General features: G+C 49.6%; 33 protein-coding genes. 8 read left to right on the top strand and 25 right to left on the bottom strand.

The features are described 5' to 3' along the window. Nucleotides 1–32: 32 nt before the first annotated feature. The 3 genes from pgeF to lgt all read right to left on the bottom strand — a co-directional run bounded on the left by pgeF (nt 33) and on the right by lgt (nt 2,856). Entirely contained in the window at nt 33–803 is a 771-nt protein-coding gene (gene pgeF / locus CRO57_RS19835; protein ID WP_097155257.1) for a peptidoglycan editing factor PgeF, read from the bottom strand. A gap of 78 nt (nt 804–881) precedes the next feature. Continuing rightward, entirely contained in the window at nt 882–2,060 is a 1,179-nt protein-coding gene (locus CRO57_RS19830; RefSeq protein WP_244580165.1) for a class I SAM-dependent methyltransferase, read from the bottom strand. Beyond that, entirely contained in the window at nt 2,017–2,856 is an 840-nt protein-coding gene (lgt, locus tag CRO57_RS19825) for a prolipoprotein diacylglyceryl transferase (RefSeq protein WP_097155255.1), read from the bottom strand. Before lgt ends, CRO57_RS19830 begins: the two co-directional genes overlap by 44 nt. Nucleotides 2,857–3,070: 214 nt before the next feature. On the opposite strand from lgt, the gene CRO57_RS19820 reads away from it, so the two are divergent. The 3 genes from CRO57_RS19820 (at nt 3,071) to CRO57_RS19810 (ending at nt 4,895) form a co-directional block, all read left to right on the top strand. Next, on the top strand, nt 3,071–3,334 hold the full coding sequence (locus CRO57_RS19820; RefSeq protein ID WP_097155254.1) for an accessory factor UbiK family protein: 264 nt from the start codon (nt 3,071–3,073) through the stop codon (nt 3,332–3,334). Nucleotides 3,335–3,710: 376 nt separating this feature from the next. Beyond that, on the top strand, nt 3,711–4,406 hold the full coding sequence (locus tag CRO57_RS19815; protein WP_097155253.1) for a hypothetical protein: 696 nt from the start codon (nt 3,711–3,713) through the stop codon (nt 4,404–4,406). A 150-nt stretch (nt 4,407–4,556) separates the two neighbouring features. Further along, on the top strand, nt 4,557–4,895 hold the full coding sequence (locus CRO57_RS19810; protein WP_097155252.1) for a tRNA-binding protein: 339 nt from the start codon (nt 4,557–4,559) through the stop codon (nt 4,893–4,895). A 22-nt stretch (nt 4,896–4,917) separates the two neighbouring features. Here CRO57_RS19810 and CRO57_RS19805 read toward each other — a convergent pair whose 3' ends face one another. From CRO57_RS19805 to CRO57_RS19795, 3 genes are all read right to left on the bottom strand, one after another. Beyond that, nucleotides 4,918–6,345, bottom strand: a complete 1,428-nt coding sequence (locus CRO57_RS19805) for an ATP-binding protein (RefSeq protein WP_097155477.1) — start codon at nt 6,343–6,345, stop codon at nt 4,918–4,920. A gap of 99 nt (nt 6,346–6,444) precedes the next feature. Next, nucleotides 6,445–7,149 carry a response regulator gene (locus tag CRO57_RS19800; RefSeq protein WP_425291294.1) on the bottom strand — a complete coding sequence of 235 codons (705 nt, stop codon included), beginning with the start codon at nt 7,147–7,149 and terminating at the stop codon, nt 6,445–6,447. 122 nt (nt 7,150–7,271) lie between these two features. Beyond that, nucleotides 7,272–7,805 (bottom strand): MarR family winged helix-turn-helix transcriptional regulator, encoded by a 534-nt coding sequence (locus tag CRO57_RS19795; protein WP_097155250.1) that lies wholly within the window; start codon nt 7,803–7,805, stop codon nt 7,272–7,274. Nucleotides 7,806–8,166: 361 nt separating this feature from the next. Between CRO57_RS19795 and CRO57_RS19790 the strand changes: the two genes are divergently transcribed. Beyond that, entirely contained in the window at nt 8,167–9,057 is an 891-nt protein-coding gene (locus CRO57_RS19790; RefSeq protein ID WP_097155249.1) for a branched-chain amino acid aminotransferase, read from the top strand. 77 nt (nt 9,058–9,134) lie between these two features. On the opposite strand, the gene CRO57_RS19785 is transcribed toward CRO57_RS19790, so the two are convergent. The 11 genes from CRO57_RS19785 to CRO57_RS19735 form a co-directional block, all read right to left on the bottom strand. Then, nucleotides 9,135–9,590, bottom strand: a complete 456-nt coding sequence (locus CRO57_RS19785) for a molybdenum cofactor biosynthesis protein MoaE (protein WP_097155248.1) — start codon at nt 9,588–9,590, stop codon at nt 9,135–9,137. A 16-nt stretch (nt 9,591–9,606) separates the two neighbouring features. Continuing rightward, nucleotides 9,607–9,858 (bottom strand): molybdopterin converting factor subunit 1, encoded by a 252-nt coding sequence (moaD, locus tag CRO57_RS19780; RefSeq protein WP_097155247.1) that lies wholly within the window; start codon nt 9,856–9,858, stop codon nt 9,607–9,609. Between the two features lie 80 nt (nt 9,859–9,938). After that, nucleotides 9,939–10,514: a CDP-diacylglycerol--glycerol-3-phosphate 3-phosphatidyltransferase gene (gene pgsA, locus CRO57_RS19775; RefSeq protein ID WP_097155246.1), complete on the bottom strand. Its 576-nt coding sequence runs from the start codon at nt 10,512–10,514 to the stop codon at nt 9,939–9,941. 191 nt (nt 10,515–10,705) lie between these two features. Then, nucleotides 10,706–12,649, bottom strand: coding sequence for an excinuclease ABC subunit UvrC (gene uvrC / locus CRO57_RS19770; protein WP_097155245.1), 1,944 nt, complete (start codon nt 12,647–12,649; stop codon nt 10,706–10,708). Between the two features lie 186 nt (nt 12,650–12,835). Continuing rightward, the gene (locus CRO57_RS19765; RefSeq protein ID WP_244580164.1) at nt 12,836–13,780 is read right to left on the bottom strand and encodes a calcium/sodium antiporter; all 945 of its coding nucleotides are present in this window, start codon (nt 13,778–13,780) and stop codon (nt 12,836–12,838) included. Further along, on the bottom strand, nt 13,770–14,120 hold the full coding sequence (locus tag CRO57_RS19760) for a hypothetical protein (RefSeq protein ID WP_097155243.1): 351 nt from the start codon (nt 14,118–14,120) through the stop codon (nt 13,770–13,772). The genes CRO57_RS19765 and CRO57_RS19760 overlap by 11 nt, the downstream gene beginning before the upstream one ends. After that, a complete protein-coding gene (locus CRO57_RS19755; RefSeq protein WP_097155242.1) occupies nt 14,107–14,958 on the bottom strand; it encodes a TIGR00266 family protein in 852 nt (283 codons plus the stop codon). The genes CRO57_RS19760 and CRO57_RS19755 overlap by 14 nt, the downstream gene beginning before the upstream one ends. Nucleotides 14,959–15,053: 95 nt before the next feature. Beyond that, nucleotides 15,054–15,665 carry a glutathione S-transferase gene (locus CRO57_RS19750; RefSeq protein ID WP_097155476.1) on the bottom strand — a complete coding sequence of 204 codons (612 nt, stop codon included), beginning with the start codon at nt 15,663–15,665 and terminating at the stop codon, nt 15,054–15,056. Nucleotides 15,666–15,747: 82 nt separating this feature from the next. Continuing rightward, nucleotides 15,748–16,155 (bottom strand): hypothetical protein, encoded by a 408-nt coding sequence (locus tag CRO57_RS19745; RefSeq protein ID WP_097155241.1) that lies wholly within the window; start codon nt 16,153–16,155, stop codon nt 15,748–15,750. A gap of 114 nt (nt 16,156–16,269) precedes the next feature. Then, the gene (locus tag CRO57_RS19740; protein WP_097155240.1) at nt 16,270–16,923 is read right to left on the bottom strand and encodes a ribonuclease T2 family protein; all 654 of its coding nucleotides are present in this window, start codon (nt 16,921–16,923) and stop codon (nt 16,270–16,272) included. Nucleotides 16,924–17,004: 81 nt separating this feature from the next. Then, complete coding sequence (locus CRO57_RS19735) at nt 17,005–17,862, bottom strand: 23S rRNA (adenine(2030)-N(6))-methyltransferase RlmJ (protein WP_097155239.1); 858 nt, start codon at nt 17,860–17,862, stop codon at nt 17,005–17,007. A gap of 265 nt (nt 17,863–18,127) precedes the next feature. Between CRO57_RS19735 and CRO57_RS19730 the strand changes: the two genes are divergently transcribed. Then, the gene (locus CRO57_RS19730; RefSeq protein WP_170956182.1) at nt 18,128–18,643 is read left to right on the top strand and encodes a pentapeptide repeat-containing protein; all 516 of its coding nucleotides are present in this window, start codon (nt 18,128–18,130) and stop codon (nt 18,641–18,643) included. Nucleotides 18,644–18,726: 83 nt separating this feature from the next. Here the strand turns inward: CRO57_RS19730 and CRO57_RS19725 are convergent, their stop codons facing one another. From CRO57_RS19725 to CRO57_RS25270, 3 genes are all read right to left on the bottom strand, one after another. Continuing rightward, nucleotides 18,727–19,242 carry a DinB family protein gene (locus tag CRO57_RS19725; protein WP_097155237.1) on the bottom strand — a complete coding sequence of 172 codons (516 nt, stop codon included), beginning with the start codon at nt 19,240–19,242 and terminating at the stop codon, nt 18,727–18,729. 69 nt (nt 19,243–19,311) lie between these two features. Beyond that, nucleotides 19,312–19,899 (bottom strand): hypothetical protein, encoded by a 588-nt coding sequence (locus tag CRO57_RS19720; protein WP_097155236.1) that lies wholly within the window; start codon nt 19,897–19,899, stop codon nt 19,312–19,314. 129 nt (nt 19,900–20,028) lie between these two features. Further along, nucleotides 20,029–20,163: a hypothetical protein gene (locus CRO57_RS25270; protein ID WP_280176199.1), complete on the bottom strand. Its 135-nt coding sequence runs from the start codon at nt 20,161–20,163 to the stop codon at nt 20,029–20,031. Nucleotides 20,164–20,352: 189 nt separating this feature from the next. Between CRO57_RS25270 and CRO57_RS19710 the strand changes: the two genes are divergently transcribed. Further along, nucleotides 20,353–20,988 carry an MBL fold metallo-hydrolase gene (locus CRO57_RS19710; RefSeq protein WP_097155234.1) on the top strand — a complete coding sequence of 212 codons (636 nt, stop codon included), beginning with the start codon at nt 20,353–20,355 and terminating at the stop codon, nt 20,986–20,988. Nucleotides 20,989–21,040: 52 nt separating this feature from the next. Then, nucleotides 21,041–21,298 (top strand): DUF2164 domain-containing protein, encoded by a 258-nt coding sequence (locus CRO57_RS19705; RefSeq protein ID WP_097155233.1) that lies wholly within the window; start codon nt 21,041–21,043, stop codon nt 21,296–21,298. A gap of 23 nt (nt 21,299–21,321) precedes the next feature. On the opposite strand, the gene CRO57_RS19700 is transcribed toward CRO57_RS19705, so the two are convergent. Next, the gene (locus CRO57_RS19700; protein ID WP_097155475.1) at nt 21,322–21,663 is read right to left on the bottom strand and encodes a septal ring lytic transglycosylase RlpA family protein; all 342 of its coding nucleotides are present in this window, start codon (nt 21,661–21,663) and stop codon (nt 21,322–21,324) included. 217 nt (nt 21,664–21,880) lie between these two features. Between CRO57_RS19700 and CRO57_RS19695 the strand changes: the two genes are divergently transcribed. After that, nucleotides 21,881–22,435, top strand: coding sequence for a hypothetical protein (locus CRO57_RS19695; protein WP_141401283.1), 555 nt, complete (start codon nt 21,881–21,883; stop codon nt 22,433–22,435). A gap of 39 nt (nt 22,436–22,474) precedes the next feature. Here the strand turns inward: CRO57_RS19695 and CRO57_RS19690 are convergent, their stop codons facing one another. The 4 genes from CRO57_RS19690 to CRO57_RS19675 form a co-directional block, all read right to left on the bottom strand. Beyond that, nucleotides 22,475–23,092: a class I SAM-dependent methyltransferase gene (locus CRO57_RS19690; RefSeq protein WP_097155231.1), complete on the bottom strand. Its 618-nt coding sequence runs from the start codon at nt 23,090–23,092 to the stop codon at nt 22,475–22,477. 97 nt (nt 23,093–23,189) lie between these two features. Further along, on the bottom strand, nt 23,190–24,011 hold the full coding sequence (locus CRO57_RS19685) for a hypothetical protein (protein ID WP_097155230.1): 822 nt from the start codon (nt 24,009–24,011) through the stop codon (nt 23,190–23,192). Between the two features lie 103 nt (nt 24,012–24,114). After that, nucleotides 24,115–24,513, bottom strand: a complete 399-nt coding sequence (locus CRO57_RS19680; protein WP_210200949.1) for a thioredoxin family protein — start codon at nt 24,511–24,513, stop codon at nt 24,115–24,117. Nucleotides 24,514–24,550: 37 nt separating this feature from the next. Next, nucleotides 24,551–25,267, bottom strand: coding sequence for a cytochrome c biogenesis CcdA family protein (locus tag CRO57_RS19675; protein ID WP_097155229.1), 717 nt, complete (start codon nt 25,265–25,267; stop codon nt 24,551–24,553). Nucleotides 25,268–25,526 lie beyond the last annotated feature (259 nt).

Raw genomic sequence — 25,526 nt, 5'->3', positions numbered from 1 at the left:
CAATAGAGCGTGGCTTATTATTATGAATGAATTCAGTCTGTTATTGCGATTGCGGTGATCTGGCGACCATAATCAGGTTCATTTTTGTGGGTGGCACGGCGATAGGAGAAGAATTCATCGGGCTCGCCATAGGTGCATCGATCCAGATTGATCGCGGTTCCCACACCTTCCTTTGTCAGTTTGCTCATGATGAAAGCTGGCAGATCGAATTGATGATGACCATCTCGTTGACCAGCTGAGAAAAAACCGGAATATTCAGGTTCCAAGTTGACAAAGCGGGTTTTGAAAGCATCGTCCACTTCATAGTTGGGTCGAGAGATGGTAGGGCCAAGTATGGCGGTGATGTGTGCTCGCTCTGCGCCCATGTCTTCCATTTGAGACAGGGTATTTTCGATTACCCCTCCAACGGCGCCTTTCCAACCAGCATGAGCAGCACCCACGACCTGATTTTTCTGATCTGCAAACAATAATGGTCCGCAATCGGCTGTCAAAACAGCAACAGCCATACCAGGTGTTTTGGTGACCAAGGCGTCGACCCTGGGACGATTGTCATCGTCAAAAGGGGTATTTACAATCGCAGCATCTGGTGAATGGATCTGATGGGCAGTGAGCAGATTGGTGGGCGTGACACCCAGTTGCATTGCTACGCGTGCGCGATTGGCGGTGACATTGTCGCGGTCATCATCAGATCCATATCCACAATTCAAGCTATCATAGGTGTCATTGGACGTGCCGCCACGGCGTGTGAAAAAGCCATGATTGATAGCGCCTATTTGGCTCAGGGCAGGATGTTGCAATTGCATGGAGCATCTCCGGGCAGGCTGAAACAGGCAATATGGCCGGACATTCAAGGGACCAAATCACATGCTGGAGATGATAGCCTAGTTGGAAAATCCGGGTACGTCGATTCCCTGTGGAACGATTGCCAGAACTTTGAACAGATCCCCCATCTGGGCGGGTGCAGCCAGACGTTCCACTGCATCGCGAATGGCTTCCTGTTCTTCATGGGTTTTGCCTGCACCCAATTGTCCGGCGCGTTCAAGAATCCCCAAATTCAGTAGAAATTGCCCCTGATTGATCAAATGTGTTGTGATCGGCTGCATGGTGTCTTGTGCTTTGTTTGCCAGGCTGGCAGCTTCACCCATGATTTGGAAATTGACATGTGTTGTCAGATCCTGATCGCCGACATCATGCAGAATGTTGGCATAAATGTGGCCTTTCAGTGCCTGCAAACTGTCACCAAGAGCAGATTTGGCATAACCGTAATCGATCAGCAATGCTGCCCCGCCGTGTTGAGCTATGCGGGTGCCTAACTCTTGGCAAATGGCTTCTCCAAGTGGGTTCTGCTCCCATATTGCCCCGTCTTGTGGTGGTTCTGGCGACGTCAGACAGCCGATATCGCGGGTAGGCCCAAGGCCGAAAGCCAGCTTTCCTTCCTCATCAAGACCAATGATACGTTCATGCCAGCGATCTTTGTGATGGATCCATTGATGGATGGGGAGGGCATCCAAAAATTCATTGGCAGTTATGAAGAGCGGCTGGTTCGGCAGGGTATCGATGCTGGCGTGATGATTAAGCGGGCTGGAGCCAAGCGCGAGTTTTTTCTTCTGCTGCCTGGTCAGGATCGGGCTGGTTTCTACCATATGCAGGATCAGGGCATCGCGGGCTTGCTGGTCCTGTGAAATTGCGCGGACCATATCCTGCATCAAGGTGCCACGCCCGGGGCCCAACTCGACCAGATGAAAGGGGGCCGGACGACCAGCCTGATGCCATTGATGAAGCATCCAGACGCCCAGAATTTCACCAAACAGCTGACTCACTTCAGGAGCCGTGGTGAAATCGCCTTGTTCACCAAACGGATCTCGGGTCATATAATAACCCTGTTCAGGGTCCGCGAGCGCCAACGCCATGAAAGTGGCGATATCCATAGGTCCTTCAAGGGCAATCATGCGCTTGATGCGCTCGGTCAGAGAAGGGAGATTGCCCATTGTCTTGGTGATCCTGTCGAGAATGAAACTATTTGTCAGACGTTGCTGATTGTCGTGATGAACGTAGCGCATGGATCATCAGGCAAGCGCCTGCAATGACCATGGGGGCTGAGAGCCACATGCCCATCGTGGTTCCGGCAGTCAGAAAGCCGACTTGTTCATCTGGCATGCGGAAAAGCTCGACGAAGGATCGAAAAATTCCATAACCGAGTGCAAACGTCCCGGCGATGAAGCCTGGTTTGTGTAGCTTACCGGCGGAATGGCTCAAAATTCGCAAGATGACGAAGAGAAGAAGGCCTTCCAGAGCGGCTTCATAGAGTTGACTGGGATGGCGAGGCAATGGACCTCCATTGGGAAAGATGACACCCCATGGAACGTCCGTGACTCGGCCAAAAAGCTCGGCATTGATGAAATTGGCAATACGCCCGAAAAACAGACCGAACGGAGCACCAAGGGCGATCAGATCCAAACCGGATAGAAGGGGTATTTTCTTTTGGTTCGCGAAAATGATCAGTGCCAGCATCACTCCGGCAAATCCACCATGGAAGGACATGCCTCCATTCCAGATGGCAACGATCTCGGCTGGATTGGCGAGATACGCATCCAGATTATAGAAAAGCACATAACCCAGGCGGCCGCCAATGACGATACCCAGGGTAGCCCAAAGAACAAAATCATCAATCTGTTCTTCGGAGGCTGGGCTTTTGACATGGGGCCAAAGCTGCGCTTGGCGAGCGACCCGTTTCAAATAATGCCAAGCCAGTAATATGCCTGCGATATAGGCAAGTGCGTACCAGCGTATCTGGAGCGGTCCCAGCGATAGCAGGACTGGATCGATGGTTGGAAATGGAATGGCATAAAGCGTCACGAGCAGGCCCTTCGATGGGGAGTTGCTTTGGGAGCCGCACGAAACTGGTAGCTCTTGATCCTACGATTTGTGGTGATTGCGACCACAAGTCAAGAGAAAGTCGCAAAAATCAATTGTGAAATCGAGATTGACCATTATATCTGGGGGTAGATGAGAATGGCTGACCTGTTTTGGAGTGTCAGTCAAAAAACGATGGCAATGAAGGAGCCTGATTATGACCCATGTGAATAATCGTCTGTTTGATGAATTTGCCAAATTGATGAACGATGCTGCTGGTGTTGCTCAAGGTGTTCGTGGAGAGGCGGAGAATATGTTTCGCGCCCAGATAGAGCGTTTTATTGGCGATATGGATCTTGTAACCCGTGATGAGTTCGAGGCAGTCAAAGCCATGGCAATTGCCGCGCGTGATGAGAATGAAGCCCTGAAAGCGCGTCTTGTTGCTTTGGAAAGCAAAATATCTAACGGTGATGAAGCTTAAGGATCCTTCCTTGGACGTAAACTCATAAATGCGGTGAATTTGGTAGAGGCAAGTTTTTTCGATCACAAGGAGTGAGGATGCAGACAATGTGTTGTATTTTCAAATCCTTGCGACGTGGTGATCGGAAAAAATCGCCCTATCCTTCGGACGACAAAATGGTCAAAATCTGACGTCGGCAAAGAGCTTGAATGGGTAACCAGTCCATCCTTCCCTCTTTTTCTAGCTATATCAGACCATTTTGACGCCAAATACAGCTCATCTATGAGTCTACGTCCTGAGCTTTCGCCCTTGGAATAGCCATTTTGTGTTACAATACTGATCTGGCGTCGAATGATTGGCGTACAGCAATAAGTTGAGATAGCAGGAGGGCCTAGTTGTGACGCAGGACATACGCAATCGCCTATTTGATCAATTCGAAATGTCGGTCGTTGATCATGGATGGACTGAGATATCCTGCGCTCGATTGGCTCATCGGGCCAATGTCGATTTGCATGAGGCCTATGCAGAATATCCCACTCGCTTTTCCTATGTGAGTGATTTGATACGCCGGATTGATCGCACCATGCTGGATGACTTTGATACTGCGCTTGCGGATGAGCCCGCGCGGGATCGTTTGTTCGATGTGTTGATGGGGCGCTTTGACGCCATGCAAGACCATCGGGCTCTTATTGTCAGTCTCAGTAAAGCAGCCAAGTATGATCCGATGTTGGCAATGCATTTATGTGCATTGTCGGCTCTGACTGGTGAATGGATTATGGAAATGGCTCATATTTCTTCCGCCGGGATGATGGGGCAAGTGCGCAACAAAGGTGCTTTGCTGGCTTATGGCCGTGCTTTTGCGATCTGGCTGGAAGATGAAAGTGAAGATCTGTCTCGTACTATGGCGGTGCTGGACAAGATTTTGCACCGAGGCGAACGGGCTTTATGCAAAACTGAAAAACTGCTTTGTCGCATGAACAAGTTGCGTAAATGTTGTTCTAGGTCTTCGTTTCGTGATCGTAGATCCGGTCGCAGAACTTCCGAACCTGTCTCTTCTGTGGATGAGAGCGAAGGGTTGGCGACAGTCTCTTGAGTTTGTAATCGTAATTCCGGACCATTCTCTGAACTTAAAGCACTTCTCACAATCGTTGAATCGTGAGTAGTGCTTTAACCTTTTGATCCAAAGCGAGTTCTTATCCGAAAAGTGCTTCAACTTTTCGGGAACACGCTCTAAGGAGAAGATATGTCCGAGATTTCATTCGATGACTTTTTGAAAGTTGATATCCGTGTTGGAACAGTTGTTGAGGCTGTGCCATTTCCCGAAGCTCGCAAACCTGCCTATAAGCTGAAAATTGATTTTGGTGGCGAGATTGGCGTCAAGAAAAGTTCTGCGCAGATCACGGTTCACTATAGTTGCGAAGATTTAGTCGGTCGTCAGGTCATGGCAGTGGTGAATTTTCCACGTCGTCAGATCGGTCCTTTCATGTCCGAAGTTTTGACGCTTGGCTATAGTGATGACAATGCTGATATTGTTCTTGCTGCTGTTGAGCAGGCTGTGCCAAACGGCTCACGTCTTCATTGAGAGTTTCGTCAAATCTGGCGGTCTAGACGGGCAGGCGGATCGCTGCACGAAGGCCACCAGCCGGGCTTTCGCATAGTTTGATATCACCACCATGACCACGTGCAATATCGCGCGCAATGGCAAGGCCCAGACCTGTGCTTGAGATATCCTGATTGCGCGCCGTATCCAGCCGATAGAAAGGTTTGAAAACGGTTTCCCATTCTGGCTGCGGAATTCCCGGGCCGTCATCATCAATCGTGATGATCCACCAGTTGGTGGTCTGTTCCGATGTGAGTTCCACGGCATTCCCATAACGCAGGGCATTGCTGACCAGGTTGGTCAGGCATCGTTTCATGGTCTGAGGGCGGATGGAAACCTCTGCGCGACCATGATGGGTGACTTTCAGATTCTTTCCTGATCTTTCGGCGTCGTGGCTGAGTTCTTCCAGAAAATCGGGTATGGAAATAGTTGCAGATTTTTCGGCAGAGACACCACGCGCAAAAGCCAGATAATCTTCGAGCATATGCTGCATTTCATCAACATCACGCTGCATGTCCCGTGCTTCCGGCTCATCTTCAAACAATGCAAGTTGTAGCTTGAAACGCGTCAGAACAGTGCGAAGATCATGAGACACACCGGCCAGCATGGTAGTTCGCTGTTCGATTTGTCGTTCGATTCTGCGTTTCATTTCTATGAAGGCATGGGCGGCCTGTCGAACCTCTCGTGCGCCAGTTGGTCGGAAATTGGCCAGATCCTGACCTTTACCGAATTGTTCTGCGGCGTTAGCCAACCGTTGAATGGGGCGAATTTGATTGCGCAAGAACAGAATGGCGACGATTAGCAGTACCAGTGACGTCCCAATCATCCAGATCAGAAAGATATGAGAATTGGAGGCATAAGTCTGGCTGCGGCGTGTGAAAACGCGGAGAACCGAATCCTTCAATTTGATACGCACTTCAACCAGATTGGAGCGGCCAACGGTGTCAATCCAGAAAGGTTTACCGATTTGTGCAGTGATCTTTTGTGACAACGCACGATCAAGCAAGCTGAAGAAGGGTTTGGGGCCGGGAGGTGGCAATGGACCCGCCGGAAGCAATGCTACATTCAGATCCATCTGATCTTTGGCGATCTTGATGATGGTTTCATTTTCAGCATCTTGAGGATATTGTTCGATGACTGCAATGATAGCTGCAATGTCTCGGGTGACTGCCCCTGACAATCGATTGGTGACCGTCTGCCAGTGACGTTCCATGAAGACAAAAGCCAGAACTGATTGCAGGATGACCATTGGGGCTACAATGATGATAAGCGAGCGGCCATAGAGGCCTTTGGGCATCATTCTGGCGATAAAGCGCGTGAATTGCCGCCAAGCAGATCTGATGAGTGCGATCACTTGAATGAGAAAGATGATCGATGGTCTCAGCCAATTGGGGAGCCATGTCAACTTTGCCTCAACGGGTATGTCGGGCATATTTGCAAGCTTCTGTGTGTTTGGACCCGTGGCCTCCACGGTCTGCTTCAATTTTCGATCGTCTTTGTTCATGATGTGGCCATGGTCATTTGATCACGCTTAATCTGTCAATAGACGATAGCCAATACCACGAATTGTTTGCAAATAAATCGGGTTTGAGGGATCTGGTTCAATTTTCCGGCGAAGGCGATTGATTTGTACATCGACCGTGCGCTCGCCTGTGCCATCTTCTCCAGCCAGGGCGGCGCGCGTGACAGTCGCGCCCGGTTGGGAGGCGAACAGTGCCAGCAATTCCCGTTCACGATCAGTCAGGCGAATAACATCATCCCCACACAATAATTCCTGTCGCTCCAGTTTGAATTGGAAGGGGCCGAAATTGACTTCATTGATGGCAGCGGTAGCGTTTGCCATGTGATGTTTGAGAATGTTGCGAATACGCAGCAGCAATTCACGAGGTTCAAATGGTTTTGGCAAATAATCGTCAACACCAATCTCCAGTCCCTGGATACGGCTTTCGCTTTCTGCGCGGGCGGTAAGCATCAGAATAGGTATGCTGTCTGTTTCCCGTAAAGAGCTGGCAAACTCCATACCGGTTTCACCGGGCATCATTACATCCAGAATGAGCAGATCGAAGGAAAGGCCTGCCATTGTCTTGCGCGCTTCGGCTGCATTTTGCGCTGCGGAGACCCGATAGCCATTGTTGGTCAGGTATTTTTGCAGAAGTGAGCGGATGCGGCTGTCGTCGTCGATGACCAACAGATGCTGAGCATTATCCGGCAGGGATTTGTTTGAAGAGGCCATGATCGTCTTGAGCTTTGTTACTATAGTGGCCTGCCATGACCTCGGGTCACGGTTGCAGGATCGAACTGCATTCAGTTTAACATGTTTTGCTGCATCAGCGTCAAAGCACGAAACCTTACCTATTCTTACAATGCATGGTCCTGGCGATCTTGCTGACTGTTGAGCTGACGTACCAAAGGGCGATCATTCTGCTCAATCAAGGAATAGAGAAAGGCTTTGGCAGTTTCCTTGGTCTCTGGTGGCAGACTGATTAGGGCCTGTTCTATCCGTCGTGCCTGGCAGCGGGAGAGTTGCAATGCCAGATCACGGCCCTTTTGTGTCGGGAAAAGAAGGCGCTGGCGGCGATCTTTGTCACCTGTTTGTTGGGCAATATAGCCATCCTCGATCAATTGCTTGAGAACACGTGCCAGACTTTGCTTGGTGATTTTCAGAATTTCAAGCAGATGGGCCACCGGGATACCGGGACTGCGGTTGACAAAATGCAGAACTCTATGGTGAGCACGACCATATCCTATGCCTGCCAACATGGAATCGGGATCAGCGACGAAATCGCGATAGGCGAAGAAGAGGAGCTCGATGATTTCGAAGGAAATACCATCCTGCTCCGACATGGGAAAGGTGATCATCGGTAGGTTCTGATCATTTTTTTTGTCTGTCATCTTTATACTTCGAACTTCGTATTTTGAGATATTTTATCTGTTATGCGCTGAGACGGCGAATTAATTCTTCCTTATTCTCATTTGAATTGAGAATAATTTTGTAATTGAGATTCTGGTGTATGGTTCGCAAATATCAAAAAATAAGTCAGCATTATTGACTTATTTTTATTCATTTGTTACTTCTTTCTCAGATCTTGCGAAAGGAATGCAAATTTTCTTGCTAAAATCACTTCTTTTCGCAAAGGACCTGTTTTGGAATTTTAAAGGCCGGATAGACCATAGCGTGAGAAATTGTTCAGCGCAAAAGGCTTTGCCGGTCTTGCGCCCGTGATTGGGGGCAACTGTACCAGGAGACAAGAAAATGGCTGGACCATCATTTGATCAGCGTGAAGGACATATTTGGTACAATGGTGAGTATGTGGACTGGAAAGATGCGAAATTGCATGTTCTGTCTCATGGCTTGCATTATGCTTCCTCCGTGTTTGAGGGTGTGCGCGCTTATGGTGGAAAAATCTTCAAGCTCGAAGAACATACAGAGCGTCTTTACAAATCAGCGGAGCTTTTGGGGTTTGAAATTCCCTATTCTCAGCAAGAGTTGAACCGCATTCAGATTGAAATTCTGGAGAAGGAAGGTCTGACCGATGCTTATCTGCGTCCTGTTGCATGGCGTGGTTCCGAGATGATGGGCATCTCTGCTCAGGAGAATAAGATCAATGTCGCGATTGCGGCGTGGGAATGGCCATCCTATTTCTCGCCAGAGGATCGTTTGAAAGGTTTGCGTCTGAAAACCGCCGAGTGGCGCCGTCCGGATCCTCGTACAATTCCATGTGTAGCCAAGGCTGCGGGTCTTTATATGATCTGCACGCTCTCCAAGCATAAAGTGGAGAAAGAGGGATATCAGGATGCCATGATGCTGGATTTTGAGGGCTATGTTGCCGAGGCAACCGGCGCGAATATCTTCTTCATCAAGGATGGGGCTATCCATACTCCTACGCCAGACTGTTTTTTGAACGGTATTACCCGTCAAACAGTGGTCGATCTGGCCAAACGTCGCGGTATCAAGGTTATCGAGCGTAAAATTCGCCCTGAAGAATTGGGTGATTTCGAAGAATGTTTCCTGACCGGTACTGCAGTGGAGGTTACCCCGGTTTCTGCAATTGACAATTACAGCTTCACTCCGGGAACTATAACCAAAACTCTGATGGATGATTACACGGCAGAGGTGACCCCTACCGCCGCAGCAGCAGAATAAGTCAATCTCCTTTGTGCTTTGACAAGAAAGGCTGCTTCTTCGGGAAGTCGCCTTTCTCTTTGAAAATATTGGAAAAATCAGCGCTTCCAGCGTTCCAACGCTGCGTCATCCTTGTCTTTTGCCTCAACCCAGCCACTATCACCTTGTTCCAGCTTTTCCTTTTTCCAGAAGGGAGCTCGGGTTTTCAGAAAATCCATAATGAATTCTGCCGCTTCAAAAGCTGCTTGTCGGTGAGAGGAAGCCGTCACAACCAGAACGATTCGATCACCAGGTATCAGAGTACCAAAGCGGTGAATGATGCGAGTGCCGTTCAGAGGCCAACGCTTGTTGGCTTCTGCCTCAATTCGTTCCAGCTCAGTCCGGGCCATGGCTGGATAATGCTCCAACGTCATATCGATGATGCGTTCATCATCGACCATATCCCGGACAAGACCGGTGAAGGTGACGACAGCACCAATGCCGGTATCTCCTGAACTCAACGCATCAATTTCTGTTGCGATATCGAAATCGTTCTCTTGCAAGCTGACAGTCATGGTATTGGCTTTCTGATCAACCGCCGGTCATGGGAGGGAAAAAGGCAATCTCGGACGCACCTGCAACTGGATCGTCACGTTCTGCATGAAACTGATCCAATGCAACGCGAATTGTGTCCAGATCTGCAAAGGCTCCTTCATATTGGTCATCCCGGCCTTGTTGCCAGAGGAGCAGGTCCTGCACGGTGGTCACGCTGTTCGGTAAATCGATTTCTTCTTCTTCAATGCCAAGGCGTTCTCTAATCCAGGCGAAATAGATCAGTTTCATCGTCTGCTCCAATTCTCACAACGTCCGGGTTTTGCTGTTTACCAAGCTTCTAGACCGATTGGTCGGAGGTTGCCTTGAGATTAGTCATCCAGCAGATAATGAATTCCGGCACGGAAATAATCATAACCCGTATATAAGGTTAGCAAAGCAGAAATCCACATCAGTGTTAGACCAATCTCCGTATTGAAGGGGAGAACCTTGTCACCGGCTGGGCCTGCCAGAAGAAAGCCAAGGGCAACGAGTTGTGCTGTGGTCTTCCATTTGGCCAGGCGGGTTACCGGGACGCTGACCTGCAATTCCGCCAAAAATTCGCGCAAACCCGAAACGAGAATTTCACGGCAGACAATGATTACGCCGGCCCAGATATGAAAACCGTTGAGGGTATCTGCTGCCGCCAACATCAGAATGGAAATGGTGACGAGCAATTTGTCTGCAATTGGGTCCAGCATTCGGCCGAGAGCGGATTGGACATTGAGGATACGGGCAAGATAGCCATCAAAGAAGTCGGTGATAGCGGCTGCTGCGAAGATACCCAGGGCAGTCCAGCGAGCAGTGTCCGAATCTGGCCAAAGCATGCAGATAACCAATGCGGGAACGGCTAGAATACGGCCAAATGTCAAAAGGTTCGGCAAGCTGAACGTGGTTGACTTTTTCATGAAAGGCTTTGGTCCTCTCTGTCCGCCGGTCTGGCATGGAATTGGGGTGTTGCCCGATCTTGCTTCCTTCAAAGCATGATCCAAGGATCAGGTCAATGCGACTTGTCTCAAGCAATTGGACTGAGGTGTTTTTTTGCCAAATGACGTTGTATAACTTATCGTTATATCAGGGCGAGTGATGGAGATCGAGCCTAGTCATCTTGAAAATAGGCATGGATGGTGCGGGCCATTTGGTCGGAAATGCCCTCCACGGCCAGAAGATCTGAAAGAGCGGCCTTGGTTACAGCTTTGGCGGTTCCAAAATGATGTAACAGAGCCCGTTTTCTGGCGGGGCCGATGCCGGGAACATCGTCAAGGCCTGTTTTGCTGATCTGGTTTGAACGGCGGGTACGATGGCTGCCAATGGCATAGCGATGGGCTTCATCACGCAGACGCTGAATGTAATAAAGAACAGGGTCACGTAAGGGCAGCATGAAACTGTCCCGACCCGGCATGAAGAATTTTTCACGCCCTGCGTCCCTATCCGGACCTTTGGCAACGCCAACAAGTGGTAGATCCGTGATACCCAATTCCTCCAATGTTTCGCGCACTGCATTGAGCTGACCAAGACCGCCATCGATCAGTAGCAGGTCCGGCCATGGAGGAGCGTCATTGGATGGTTCTGAGTGTGGATCGGTATCGGAGCTCTCTCCCTTGGGACGTGGACCATTTTCTTTGAGAAGCCGGGAGAAGCGGCGGGTCATGACTTCGCGCATCATGCCATAATCATCACCCGGTGTAATGGTCTCCGATTTGATGTTGAACTTGCGATATTGGCTTTTCATGAAGCCTTCGGGGCCGGCAACAATCATACCACCTACGGCATTGGTGCCTTGTATATGACTGTTATCGTAGACTTCAATGCGGCTCGGAGCTTCCTGCAAGTTCAGAACTTCGGCCAGCCCTTCCAACAGGCGCTGTTGGGATGCTGTCTCTGCCAGCCGTCGTCCCAATGCTTCGCGTGCGTTGGTCATGGCGTGATCGACTAGCTCTTTCTTCTCTCCACGTTGTGGCGTTACGATCTGAACCTTGAAATCAGATCGCGAGGTTAGAGCATCTCTGATCAATTCGGCTTCCGGCAACTCATGAGAGAGCAGGATTTGACGTGGAATTGGCTTGTTGTCATAGAATTGTACCAGAAACGGGCTGAGAATGTCGACTTCATTCAGGCTTTTGTCTGCGCGTGGGAAATAGGCACGGTTGCCCCAGTTCTGGCCGGTTCGGAAGAAGAAAACCTGAATACAGGTCTGGCCGCCTTGCTGGTGACAGGCAAAGACATCGGCTTCCTGCAAGGTTTGCGGATTGATTCCTTGATGAGCCTGAATTTGTGTCAGGGCTGCGATACGATCGCGGAACATTGCAGCCTTCTCGAAATCCAATTCATCCGATGCCTGTTGCATCTGATCTGCCATGTCCTTCTGCAGATCCTGACTTTTACCTGAGAGAAATTGATGAGCCTGATCGACCAGTTCGGCATAATCTTCCAGAGAGATCTCTCCGGTACATGGGGCTGAACAGCGTTTGATCTGATATTGCAGGCAAGGCCGAGTTCGGCTCTCATACATGGAATCGGTGCAATTGCGGAGCAGAAATGCTTTTTCCAGTATATGAATGGTTTTGTTGACTGCACCAGCAGACGCGAATGGACCATAATATTTGGCATCTCGCTTACGAGCACCACGATGTTTGGCAATTTGTGGGGCTTCGTGATCCTTGCCAATCAGAATGTAGGGAAAGCTCTTGTCATCTCTCAGTAAAACGTTGAAGCGTGGTTTTAGCCGTTTTATGAGATTGGCTTCCAGCAACAGGGCTTCTGTTTCTGTTGCTGTATTGACAAATTCCATTGAGGCAGTGAGGTGAATCATCCTCAGGATGCGTGTGGATTGGTTGTTATGGCGTGCATAGTTTGACACGCGTCTTTTCAGATTACGAGCCTTGCCGACATAGAGAACATTCTCTTCTGAATCCAGCATGCGATAAACGCCTGGCGTATTGGGCAATCGGCGTACGAAATCTGCGATCACACCAAAGCCTGTAAGCTTCAGTTCTGAAGCACTTTCACCATTGTCAGGAATCTCGTCGGAAATTTCGCTCATAGCACCATTTTAGAATGCGTCCCTGAAAAGTAGAAGCACTTTTCGGATGAGGACTTGCTTCAATAGGAGGGCTTAAAAGACTTCTGACAATTGGGTCATCCAGAAATGCTTCAAGCGGGACAAGGCCGCCAGGACGATCCAAATGCAGCCGTAACAACACGGCCACATTGTGATCTACGAACGGACCTAGTGATCAAAGACCAGAATGATATAAACGGCATAAATTGCCAGCATTGCCAAACCTCTGATCTTGGTCAGGCGCATGCACCAAAGCGCCACAGGTAACATAAGTGCCGAGCTTGCCAACATGATCCATAGGTCAAATTCCAGAATTTCATCTGGTACCGGAATATCGATGACAGTTGCTGTCAGACCCATGATTGCCAGGATATTGAAAATATTGGAGCCAACCACATTGCCGATAGCGACCGCTGACTGGTTGCGGATCGCCGCGACCATGGTGGTAACCAATTCTGGTAAGGACGTGCCGATGGCGACGACTGTCAGGCCGATTGCAGCTTCCGAGACACCCCAGGTTCGGGCGATCGCGCTTGCTCCATCAATGGTGAAGTGACCGCCAATGGGCAGGCCAATCATGCCAACAATGGTAAAGAGAATGGCAAGGCCAAGGTTTTTTGGCGCTTCTTCCAGCATATCCTCATCCACAAGGTCACTTCCCTGGCAGTTTTTCGCTCGGCGAGACGTCCAGACTGTCCAGGATAAAAAGAAGCCCAGCAAGGCCAGAAGAATGATGCCTGCGGTGATGTCCAGGACCCCCTGCCAGCACAATGCAGTGAAGATGATGGAGACCGCCATCATGAAAACGGTGGAAGATCGAGTGCCACTTTCAGAACATTGCGTGACCCGGATCAAAGCTGGCATACCCAGAACGAGCAAGACATTGGCAATGTTGGAGCCGACCACGTTACCAATTGCAATGCCAGGGACACCTTCAAAGGCAGCTTTCATGGAAATGATCAATTCGGGTGCAGAGGTGCCAAAGGAGACAATGGTCAGGCCAATCACCAAAGGCGGGATTCCAAACCTGGTAGCAAGTGCGATTGCGCCTCTTACCAGAAGATCACCTGCGATGAGCAGCAGGATGAGCCCCCCAATCAAGCTAAAATACATGAGCATCTGTCAGCAATGGTCCATTTTTACCGGTTTTAGGAGCAATGGGTGATCTTGCGATCATGAAATGCTCCAGTTTTTGTTCGACGTGCTTCCTTATCCAAAAAATTGTGCAATTTTTTGAGAAGGTGCCTAGGCAGATGGGCTGGTTTTCTCCTCTGCCATGCTTTGCGGATTGTCGTTCATATATAGGAGGTAGGGTGCCGGTTTGAAACCGTCTGCGGACTACATCTGCATAATATTTAAAAAAATCACAGACTTTGGCGTTAACCGGCAAAGTCTGCTCTGATTGTTGCGTCGGTGAGGCCATGATTTTGCGGCTATTATCAATTGTCTCCATCCAGGATGTCACCAATGCCACCGAGAATCGAGCCTTCGCCCTGGCGGGAGCCGCCACCCTGAGGCATGGACATATACATGCGACCTGCCAACCGGGAGAAAGGTAAGGATTGCAGCCAGACCTTGCCGGGTCCACGCAGTTTGGCAAAGAAGACGCCTTCACCACCAAAGATCATGCTTTTGACCGACCCAGCCCGTTCGAGATCAAAATCGACGCCAGCAGTATAAGCCGCGATACAGCCTGTATCGACATGCAGTTCTTCACCGGGCGCCAATTCCTTTTCGATGATGGTGCCACCAGCATGGATGAAGGCCCAGCCATCACCTTCCAGTTTTTGCATGATGAAGCCTTCACCACCAAACAGACCGGTCATCACTTTTTGCTGAATGTGAATGCCAATGGATACACCCTTGGCGGCAGCAAGGAAACTGTCTTTCTGGGCAATGATCGTGCCGCCGAACTCGTCCAGCTTCAAAGGAACAATGTGACCTGCATAGGGAGCAGCAAAGGCTACACGCACCTTGCCGGAACCATTATGGGTGAAGACTGTGGTAAAGAGGCTTTCGCCGGTGATCAGACGTTTGCCCGCGCCGACAAGCTTGCCGAAAAAGCCACCACCCTGCGGCTCTGATCCATCACCAAAGACCGTGCTCATTTCGATGTCGGGATGCTTGAACATCATGGACCCGGCTTCAGAAATGGCAGATTCACCCGGGTCCAGTTCAATCTCGACAAATTGCATTTCGCTGCCTTTGATCTCGAAATCGATATCATCGGCGATCTGACCTGACTTTACATGGCGGTTGGACTGGATGGAGGGAATGCGGCTCAGTGACATGGGACAATCCTTATAAGATAAGAATGAGAGTTGGTTTTGCAGCTTTTCTTGTGTCAAGACCAGTTCTCAAATTCCATAGGTAAAACGTATCGTTTTTATGACGCGTCAGGATTGAGTTTGGTTTGCTCAAAAGCAGGAATTTTTGCTTCAAATTCATCTAACCAGCTTGCTAGCTTTGGGTGGCTATCACGCCAATGGCTTGAGAAGCGTAAATCACGATAGCCAAGAGCGCAGGCGAGAGCTATATGACCAATATTGATGCCGTTTTCCATGGATGGACAATTGTCTTCCAGCCAGATCATTGCGCGATCCACTTTCTCGGTCTGATAATCAACCCAATCCTGGCTGCGCTCATTTTCGGGCCGCAGGCGGCTTTCATAGACAATCAGGATTGAAGCATCCATGATTCCATCAGCCAGAGAGTGCAAAGTTTGAGCCTGACGGCGCGCTGCGCCACATGCGGGAATAACAGACTTTTCAGCAATCTCATCGAGATAGTCGATAATCACGCGGGAATCATAGATGGCTTCCCCATTGTCCAGAATGAGGATGGGAATTTTGCCCAATGGGTTTTGCTGACGCAGGCTGTCATCCGGGTCTTTGGTATCGCTATTCTCGACAGTGATCTGGTCATACAGACCCAGGATCTTGGCGGCGATTTTGACTTTGCGACCAAAGGGAGATGGGGGAGAGGAGCGAAGTTTCATAAAATCTCCAGTGGTTTGTGATGCCAGCTGATAAAGGTTCGGGAATTGGTGGGCTTGGGACGAAATACCTTGTGCGCTTTGTTTAGCGAACAGAACGGCAATAGGCTCCATGGATTTTCCATGGATCACGGCCGGAAATACAGGCTTCTACTCCGTAAGAAAAAGATGCGAACCCCGTATGTTGCTCGATCACATAATAGACGGTCTTTTTGCGGCCATGTTCTGTGTAACCTTTTGCACGACAATAGCGCTGAGCGATGGTCCGGGGACCATTTTCGCGAAGCTTTGTCTGGCGGGTTTTGGTGAGTTGAGTGATTGGGTCCCCTGATTGGACAACATTCTTCTCCCCGATAAATAACTGGTGACTGACTTTGGCGAGCACGCCTGAATCGTCGCAGGAGGGAAGGGCATGAGCATGGGCTGGGCTGCTGGTGATGAGTGCGCTTGAAATTGCAGCGCAAGCCAAGGTAGATAATTTGAAATTGGTCATGAAAAACTCCGATTATTCTCCCGTTTTATCTCAAGCACAGTGGGTGCTTCGCGATCATGCGTCAAGGCTCAATTCGCCTGCAACAAGGCAGAATTGGCAATTGAGGCCGTGAGATTAGCGAGCGGAGAGAATGCGCAGTTTGTCCTTGTTGCGGCACATGCCGCGCAGAGCTGAGCGACTACAGGATTTATAGTTGCCCTGTTTGTCCATACAGATGCGAATTTCGCGTAACTTTTGGCGTTTGCAGGTCACGACGATGCCATCCGATGGTATGTTCGGATTGGCTTCCAGCAGATCATTGCGGATCTGTCTGACAGTTTTCAGAATTGGGCGATCAAGGCTGACGAGGCTCTCCGGGCGCTTGAGCTTTTTGAAGCTTTTTACCGCCAGACGGAAATATTCCAGGGATGATAGGCCTGTGCAGGTACCATGCTTTTTCCATTCATGATGAATGAGACCACGGCTTGGTGAGAATTTCAGCATCTGGTCGACAAGTTTTCGTGATGGCTTCTTGAAGCTGGTATCGCAATATTCAGGGTAGCCTTTATCATATTGTGGCCAGAGACCATGCACCACAAATCCATAGCGCCGATCCGAATAGCATTGCAGCTTATCCCGTCCCTTCTTGCCATCATCCGCACAATAAGAAGGAGACCAAGACAGTGCGAGCAGATAATAGTCAAAATCGCCTGCTTTTTGTGCGCTGGCTGATGATCCAAGGGTCAAACCAACCAACAGGGTAGAGAAAAGGGATAGCAATCGGAGCATGGCGGCCTCTTATTGTCTGATACGAACCGTTATATGGATTTGTATTCAGCGATCAGGATCAGTCACACGCCTTGAGATTAGCTATTTTGGCTCTGAAATCCACTCAAGATGATGACGATTAGCGGTTTGCCCCAGTCTTTTTGCGAGGAAGGGCAGCAAAATCTGCAATTCATTGTAAAGCGAATAGGGGGGATTGATGATGAACAGGCCAGAACCATTCAGACGCTTTGCGGTATCCAGCTTGTTGATGACCAGCTCGGCTCGAAGTATATTTGGCTGGTCCATATCTTTCAGATATTGTACGGCTTCTTCGATCTCCCGGCGCGCCTTGATGGGATACCAAAGGCAGTAGATGCCAGTTGCGAAACGTTTGAACCCTCTTTGGAAGTGATGGATCATGCGCTGGTATTCATGTTCTTCCTCGAACGGGGGGTCGACCAGAACAATGCCCCGGCGCTCCTTGGGTGGAAGATCCGAGCGTAGTGATACCCAACCATCGTCTTCGCGGATATGAGCCCGACGATCACGGCCGATATTGATTTTCAAGGTTTCAACGTCATCTGGATGCTTCTCAATGAAGGTGAAGCGATCTTGTTCACGGGTCAATGACTGAATGAGGGCGGGAGATCCAGGATAAGTGGACAGGGATCCATCGGGATTAAAGCCTTTGACCTCATCCAGATAAGGGATCAGCAGTTCCATAACATCTGCCGGAATTGCTTCTGCCTGATCTCCGATGATACGACCCAAGCCGTCTTGCCATTCATTGGTTTTGCCTGCTTGCTCGCTTTTCAGATCGTAAAGGCCGATTCCAGCATGGCTATCCAATACATAGTAGGGTTTTTCCTTCTTGTTCATGTAAAGGAGGATTCGGGACAGGATGACATGCTTGAGAATGTCAGCGAAATTGCCGGCGTGGTAGATGTGGCGATAATTCATGGCTGACAGGTCCTTATCATAGCGATCGCAGCACTGCTTGGAGTTCGAGCGCCATGAGTTAGCATTCTCTCAATGGAATTCCAACAGAAATGAAGTGCCCAATGACCTTATTGTATATATTTGAATATACGTAATTTTCTATTTCTGCTTTATACTTGCTTTTATTTGAAACTATAAATTGATGTTCGTTAAGTATCAACTCGCCGATTTTGGGTTTTATATCATTTTATATTCAAGTTTTGCTCCAGCAAAAAAGGTGGATGGAATGCGGAAATCCGGAATTTTGGCAATGGGATTGGGCCTGATGATGTTGAATATGGGTTCAGCAATGGCCTGGACCGATAACATCAGACCTGATCAGGATGTGAATACAATCTGCGAGTTGAAAGCTGGCGGACAATGTACCGGTGCAGTTCGCATCGAAGCCAATCTGGAAGGTCAGGATCTGAGCTATGCGTCCATGCCGACCATGCGCTTGGATCGGGCAAACCTGAAGCGAGCCAATCTGTTTGGTACCATTTTGCAATTGTCCAATTTGAAGGAAGCCGATCTGACGCTGGCCAATCTGGAGCGTGCGCATTTGCATGCAGTGAATTTACAGCAGGCAAATTTGAGTTTTGCCAATTTGAGCCAAGCGAACTTTCTGGATGCAGATTTGCGCGGAGCGAATTTGACAGGCGCAAACTTGACCGGAGCGATCTTTACCAGTGCCAAGCTGGGTGGCGCGCTCTGGCCGGATGGTCGTGTCTGTTCAGATCAATCTGTTGGGACGTGCGACTGAGTGATAGAAAAACGAGACGAATGAAAGGGCCTCAATGGTTGATCCATTGGGGCCCCTTTTATCAAGTGATCTGAAAATTCTGATCAGAGTGTCAAAAAGTGCTTTGGCATGAAGGGCACATCCGTATCACTTGGTTTGACCCCCGCTGCTGTCAGCATGGCATGAACTTGACCGCGATGATGGGTCTGATGGTTGAAGAGCTGAATGACAAGCATGTTTTTGGGTTTTGTCACCTGACAACCCATTGCCCCCGAAAACCAGCTTAAATCTCCATCAAACCAACTTGCATCTACCTCGTGAGCCCATTGCAAGATACGCTCATCAAAGGTTTTGCGCTCTTCACGGAAGCTTTGCCAGTTCTTGATGTTTCTGGCGGATTCCGGAATACCTCCTGCTGGTTCCGGAGTGCCTGCGAAGCGGTGCATCCAAATTCTGTCAGCCCAATAAAGATGGGACAGGGTTTTCTCGATTGAACCGAAGAATGCACCCCGATCCAGCCGTCGGTCTGAGCTGGACAGACTGTCTGTGGTTGAGAGAAGGTTTTCATTCTGCCAGAGATTATATCTGGCCATCATCAATACATAGTCTTTGTTGGTCATGATTAATCCTTGGCTCGTAGTCGAGCGCCTTGGATGGTAATGGAAATGGTGAGCAGAGTTTGGTCAGATTTAACCTTCGGGGGCGGTTGCTTTTCCCGCAGCCTGACCTTTTTCGACTTCTTCTACGAATGGAAAGATGATCATGTCGCCTTCGCCGGTATTGTCCTCGCAATCACCAGACAAACCGACCTGAATGATATGGAAGTGGCCTTTTTTCCAGCCATACAGGGAGAATTGGCGGCAAGAACTGGCCTCGCCCTGTTTCGGGACTTCCGAGCGTAGATATTTGTTCTTTGGGTCCCAGACAGGTTTTTGCAATTGGGTAGAGGCGAACCAGCCCAGCTTTGTATCCAATTTGGGGAAAGATAGAAGCTTGGCCCATTTGGGGCGTTCATCTTCTACCTGATAGAAGCGATAGGAGTCGCCAGACAGGCCAGTGGAGCAGACGAAGCCATATAATTTATGAACGCCCAGATCAATGATGAGTGCTTTATCCAGAAGTTCGTCATTGTCGATATCGGCCAGCCAGCAACCCATGGTCTGGCGGTGACCATCCAGCAATGTTGCGGGAATTGTACTGTCCAAAGCTTGAGCAGAACCAACTGATGTCAAGCCTGTGAACAGGGCAAGAAGAGGTGCGATGTGGCGTTTCACCATGAAGTCTCTCCACCAGCGGAATGGCATATTCAGAGCCTATAGCCTAGAATCACTTCAACCCATGGTCGGTTATTCCTACTTGTGTGGCAAGAGCTTGCTGGGAATTTCTTGTTTGCTATGACGTCTTGGTCAGATCGTTGCTGCCATTATGACAAAGGAGACGAGAATTGGCAGGATGGACCATTCCAGCAGAGCGGTTTTGTCACCAAAAGAGCATGGGAGGACTGTTTGCTCTCTGGTGTCGTGGTTCTCTTGTTCTGTCATGATCATCCTGCCTCCTTCTTTGCTTTCATTCTTTAGACGATGCGAAGTGACTATTGGTTCACTGTCTTGTTTTCCGGTTTGCTTTTCTCTTTCACTGGGCTAAGCATGAGGTAATAGAAAAGGCCAAAAGCTGGTGAACGCGTATGTTTGCCTAAAGCTACTTGTCATTCATGAAGACAGGAAGACATTATGAAAGTTGCCATTATTCCCGTAACGCCGTTTCAGCAGAATTGTACCCTTGTTTGGGATGAAGAAACCGGCAAGGGCGTCGTGATTGATCCGGGTGGGGACATGGACAAGATCCTGTCGGTTCTGGAAGAGGAAAAGATCGATGTTGAACGGATCCTGATCACCCATGGCCATATTGATCATGTCGGTGGTGCTGTGGAGCTGCGCGATGCGCTGGATGTCGATGTGGAAGGTCCCCATGAAGCGGACCGGATGCTTATGGAACGCGTAGCAGATCAGGCTATTCAGTTCGGCCTGCCAAGTGCGAAACCATGTGAGCCTGATCGTTGGCTCAATGAGGGTGACCAGGTCGATATTGCTGGTATGTCCTTTGACGTATTACATTGTCCGGGCCATGCGCCGGGACATGTGGTGTTCGTCAACAAGGACGCCAACTTCGCTATCGTTGGCGATGTCTTGTTCAATGGCTCAATTGGCCGCACCGATTTGCCTGGTGGCGATCATCAGACCTTGTTGAACTCCATTCGCGACAAGTTACTCCCATTGGGAGATGATGTGACCTTTCTGTGTGGTCACGGCAATCATTCCACGATTGGTGAAGAACGGCGCAACAATCCATTCCTGCAGGGCTTGTAAGGGAATCCAAGCGGAAAATCCCGTAACCTTTCACCTGAAAAGGAGACGCTATATGAGCAAGATTGTTTTCTCCAAAGAGGAACGTGCCATATTGGTGGAGAAGCTGCAGGGCTATTTTCGTGAGGAAATGGATCAGGATTTGGGGCGATTTCCAGCAGAATTTCTGCTCGATTTCCTGATTGAGGAAATGGCTCCCTATTTCTATAATCGCGGGCTATATGACGCCCGTGCGGTGCTTATGAAGCAGATAGATGCCATCACGGATGGCATCTATGAAATCGAAAAGCCAACGGACTTTACGCCTCAATAAGAGCGCTCTCCGTTCAATATATCTTATTTGATAATTTGCAGGCAGACTTTGGTGGTGCCCGCATTGATGAAGCCGAGCTTGCCTGCAGCTGCCTTGGTCACGTCAATGATACGTCCTTTGATGAAGGGGCCACGGTCATTTATGCGCAAGGTCACGGCTTTGCCATTTCGCATATTCTTGACGCGTACCTTTGTGCCGAATTTCAGGCTGCGATGCGCTGCTGTCATCTTGGCTGGGTTGGCATATTCACCAGATGCGGTTTTGGATGTAAGAGCATACCAGGAAGCCTTGCCGCATTGCTCGGATGCCTTGGCATGACTTACGTCAGCAAGGACGGTCACAAAGAGGAGGCCGGCGCTCATCATCAGGGCAGCTATGGTCAGCATTTTCATTGCGGGTGTCCTTTTAGCTCGTTGTCTGCCTTCTTGATCGGGCAGAGCATTGGGCGTCGCAGAGACAGAGCTAGGGATACAAAATGGCGAGAGTGTGATGCGGTGCAACATCGTTCGATTGTTTGGTGATTGCCCGTCGGCTTGTTACACTCAAAGATAGATTGATTGTTCCATGAGAGGGGGAGAGATCATGGAAAGGAAAAGACAACTTTTGAGGTTGGGAGTGGCTACACTGATTGCAACGGCTTGTATTCTGCCTACTGGGGTGCAGGCCGCTGAACTGCGCTATGGATCAGATCAATGTTTCATACGCACCTATAATAAGGCGCATTTAGCGAAAAACCCTGCTCAGCAAGTGACGCAAATTCGCTTTGTGCATCGACCAAGCGCCTATAATTTCGATGAGGCTGCGCTGTCACAAGGCCAAGGCGGCCGAGTGAAAGAGCAGGTTGCCTTGGTTGACGTGAGATTCCGAAACCAACGTCGTCTGAAGCAAACTGTTTATTGCACCAATGAGAGTGGCGCACGATTGTGCGGTGTTGAATGTGATGGAGGCCGTTTCGCCTATCGCTTCAAGCCCAACGGATCAATGTTGATTGACTTGCGCAAGACTGGTGGCATGCTGCTTGGCAGTTTTTGTGGCGAAGAGAGTGCTGATCAATCCCATTGGTTTGGAACGAATAAGGATGATCAGCTCTTTCGGCTGGACCCGGCCGATATGTCTGCCTGTTCCGATTTGCAGTGATATCGAAAAAGGGTAGGGGGAGCGGTTATCCGCTCCTTGTTATTTTGTGGCAGTCAGGAAGAAGCCGCTTGGGCTATCTGAACTGTTTGAACGCGGCCATAGATTGGCAAAAACGTGATTCAGGCACATGCCCAGTGCTGCGTAGCGGAAGGATGTGGTGATGATATCCCAGATCACGTGGACGCGATTGCCATATCCTTCGATTGAGGTTTTGCTGAACTTTTCGAAGTGGGTTTTCAGGCCGCTTTTGGTGAAGCGGGTGAAGTCATATGGATCGCCGTGTACCCGAAACAGGAATGGGGTGGAGATCATTGCTTTGCCGCCAGGTTTAAGAACACGACGCACTTCCTCAGCTGCCTTGTGAGGGTATTGCAGATGCTCGAACACCTCAATTGCGATGATGGTGTCGTAGCTGTTGTCATCGAACGGAAGATCGTGCGCATCAGCAACCATATCAATATCATATTCATCTTCGATATCAGTACGGGTTACATCACATCCGTCCGGGATCAGATGACCATATGGATCATAGCCGGTACCCAGAACCAGAACTTTGCCGTGTGCTTTGGGAATTTCTGTGCGCAAGATGCGTTCCAACAGCAGTCGATGGCTGGTCGGAAAAATTCGCATTTTCAAGGATTGTGGTTTGCTTGGCATGGGTTCCTCCCCGACACGTTCAGTGGTGGGATGACCATAGCATATATTTTGGACTTTTCGGCTTTGACTTTGGAAATTGGTTAATGTCAACAAATGGTTAATGCGAATTTCGGGTTTTGTAATGATACAGGCTGAGGCCTGCGAGAAAGCATAAAAGCGCGCATCCCATGACTAATTCCGACAGGAGCACAAGCGGAATTTGGCTCCAGATATTGCTGTTGTTCGCAAACTGTAGAAGTTGCTTGCTGATTAGTGCGAGTGGGGTCAGTGTTACCAAGCATATAATAAAAAGAGATATGGCAGATGAAATTGGAATGTTCTTCCATTCCAATTTCCAAGGTCGATCTGGAATTTTATCCGTCGCTAAAGAGGGAAGGGTTGGCAGCCATTTACAGCTTGCGACCAATATGAAAAGCAATGTCGGCATCGTAATCAGTCGACTGGCGACCTTCTCTTCTTGCGAGACTAGCGGTGCCAGAGCTGCGGCCAAGGTGTTGGTGCCGAATAGAGCGATGGCAATGGTCATCAGGATACTGCCTGAGAGAAGCAGGCTATGCAGGGCATAGCGGCGGCTGGTTACATTCAGTTTGGGCGTCAGTGCCTGTTTCAGGCCCTCCTGGTTCAGTGTTGCCTTGTGCCAGGTAATGGCTACGGAACTGAAGGTGATGACATAAACCAGAATTTTGGCAAATGTGAAGAGGAAGAACTTGCCGGAAAATTTCATGTCCAGCCATTGGTCTTCAATTTCCAAGCTTATCCATTCAATCAGGCTGGCGCTGGTCAGGGTTGCGACAAGCCTGATCGTAGCCAATTTCCATAGGTGATGCAGATTGGTGAGCAGAAAGCGATAGCTTTCAAAGGCGAGCCGAAGTGGGGTGGTGAAGCTGGACATGGTCTGTTTGGCTCTGGCTGGAAACATGAACAAATTTAAGCCAAGACTTAGCCAGTCTGAGACGGGAATGAAAGTAGAATATGGTCAAAGCGGTCAGGCCCGCTTTGATGGATGTAATAGAGATTGAGGCTTACAGCGCTTTGTCGAGCAAGGCCTTGATCTGGCTCTGGCCGGTGCCTGCAACAATACGTCCCAGTTCTTCGTTGCCTTTGAGCAACAGTAAGGTGGAGCGGCGTGGGACATTGCGGGAAGTCGTAACTTCGTGATCGCCATATTGATCCCAATCGACATTGATGAAGGTGATGGCTTTATCATAGGCTGGGTCGCCTTTGCGCAGGCTCTCGATCACGCGTTCCTGACGAGCACAGGTGGAGCACCAGCTGGCTTTGTAATCTACCAGAACAGTTTTTCCGTCCGCGAGTGCTTGTTTGATCAGACCAGGTTTGTAATCAGTACCTTGCCCGGCAATGGCCATCGGTGCGAACGTGATGAGGGCAAGAAATGTGAGAAGAAAACGACGTGTCATCATGATGCTTTCCTTGAAGAATGAGCGAGAGTGAGTGTTTCTATAAGGCAACCGACAGATCCTGAAGCCAGATGGGTAATGCCTGAATTGCCCAGGCTTCCAGCACATGGTGGATCTTGAACAGGATCATCAGGCCAACCGTAATGAAGAGGATGCCCATAAGAGGTTTGGACTTTTCGGCGATGGTGCGTAGGGCATTGGTGCGGGAGCGGATTGCATTGCCAGCACCGAAGCCCAAGCCAAGAATGAGAGTGGAGATGCCAAGGGCGAAGAAAATCATGATCAAGGCAGCCCAAAGCAGACTTTCACCTTGAGACGCCAGTGCGATGGCACCGCCAAGTGTTGGACCGATACATGGTGACCAGACGGCGCCAAGCAACAGACCGCCAAGAAATTGACCTTTGAAGCCGGATAGATCCATCCCATGCAATTTGGCATCCGCACCAGATGCCATGCCAGCTGTGGCCAACTCGAAGCGGCGACCAAAGGTCGGGATCAGCAGGATAGCTCCAAAGACCAGCATCAGGAAGGCTCCTGCACGAGACAATGTGTCTTCGGTCAGACCAATGGAATGACCGAGTGTTGCAACCAGCATGCCGAGTGTAACAAAGGAGAGAGAAAGGCCAGCTGCAAGAGCAAGGGGGCCGCGTTTGTCTTTCGATAATGCCGAAGCCAGAACAATAGGCAGTACTGGCAGAACACAAGGATTGATGAGGGTAAGCAGGCCAGCGCCGTAGGCGAGCAGAAGTTCGGTCATTTCTATATTCAACGGAGTTGGGATGGTACGTGCCTCTGTATAGCATCCGATCTGATACACAGTGGAATCACATTCGCGCTATGTGAATGTGTTCAGGAAGTGAGTGGATAATTGATTTGCAATTGGTCAAAACCTCAGCTTCTAGATCAGTAGATGGGCATGGGAACGGAAAAGGTATGCGATTGACAGGTGTCAATTGCAGGAAATTCCGGCGCTCATATGGTGATACATGACACAGATTTACGACCTAATCTTGTGA

This window comes from Cohaesibacter gelatinilyticus (assembly GCF_900215605.1).
Taxonomy (GTDB): Bacteria; Pseudomonadota; Alphaproteobacteria; order Rhizobiales; family Cohaesibacteraceae; genus Cohaesibacter; species Cohaesibacter gelatinilyticus.
The sequence above is the reverse complement of the archived record's forward strand: the minus strand, read 5'-3'. Positions and strand labels throughout refer to the sequence as shown.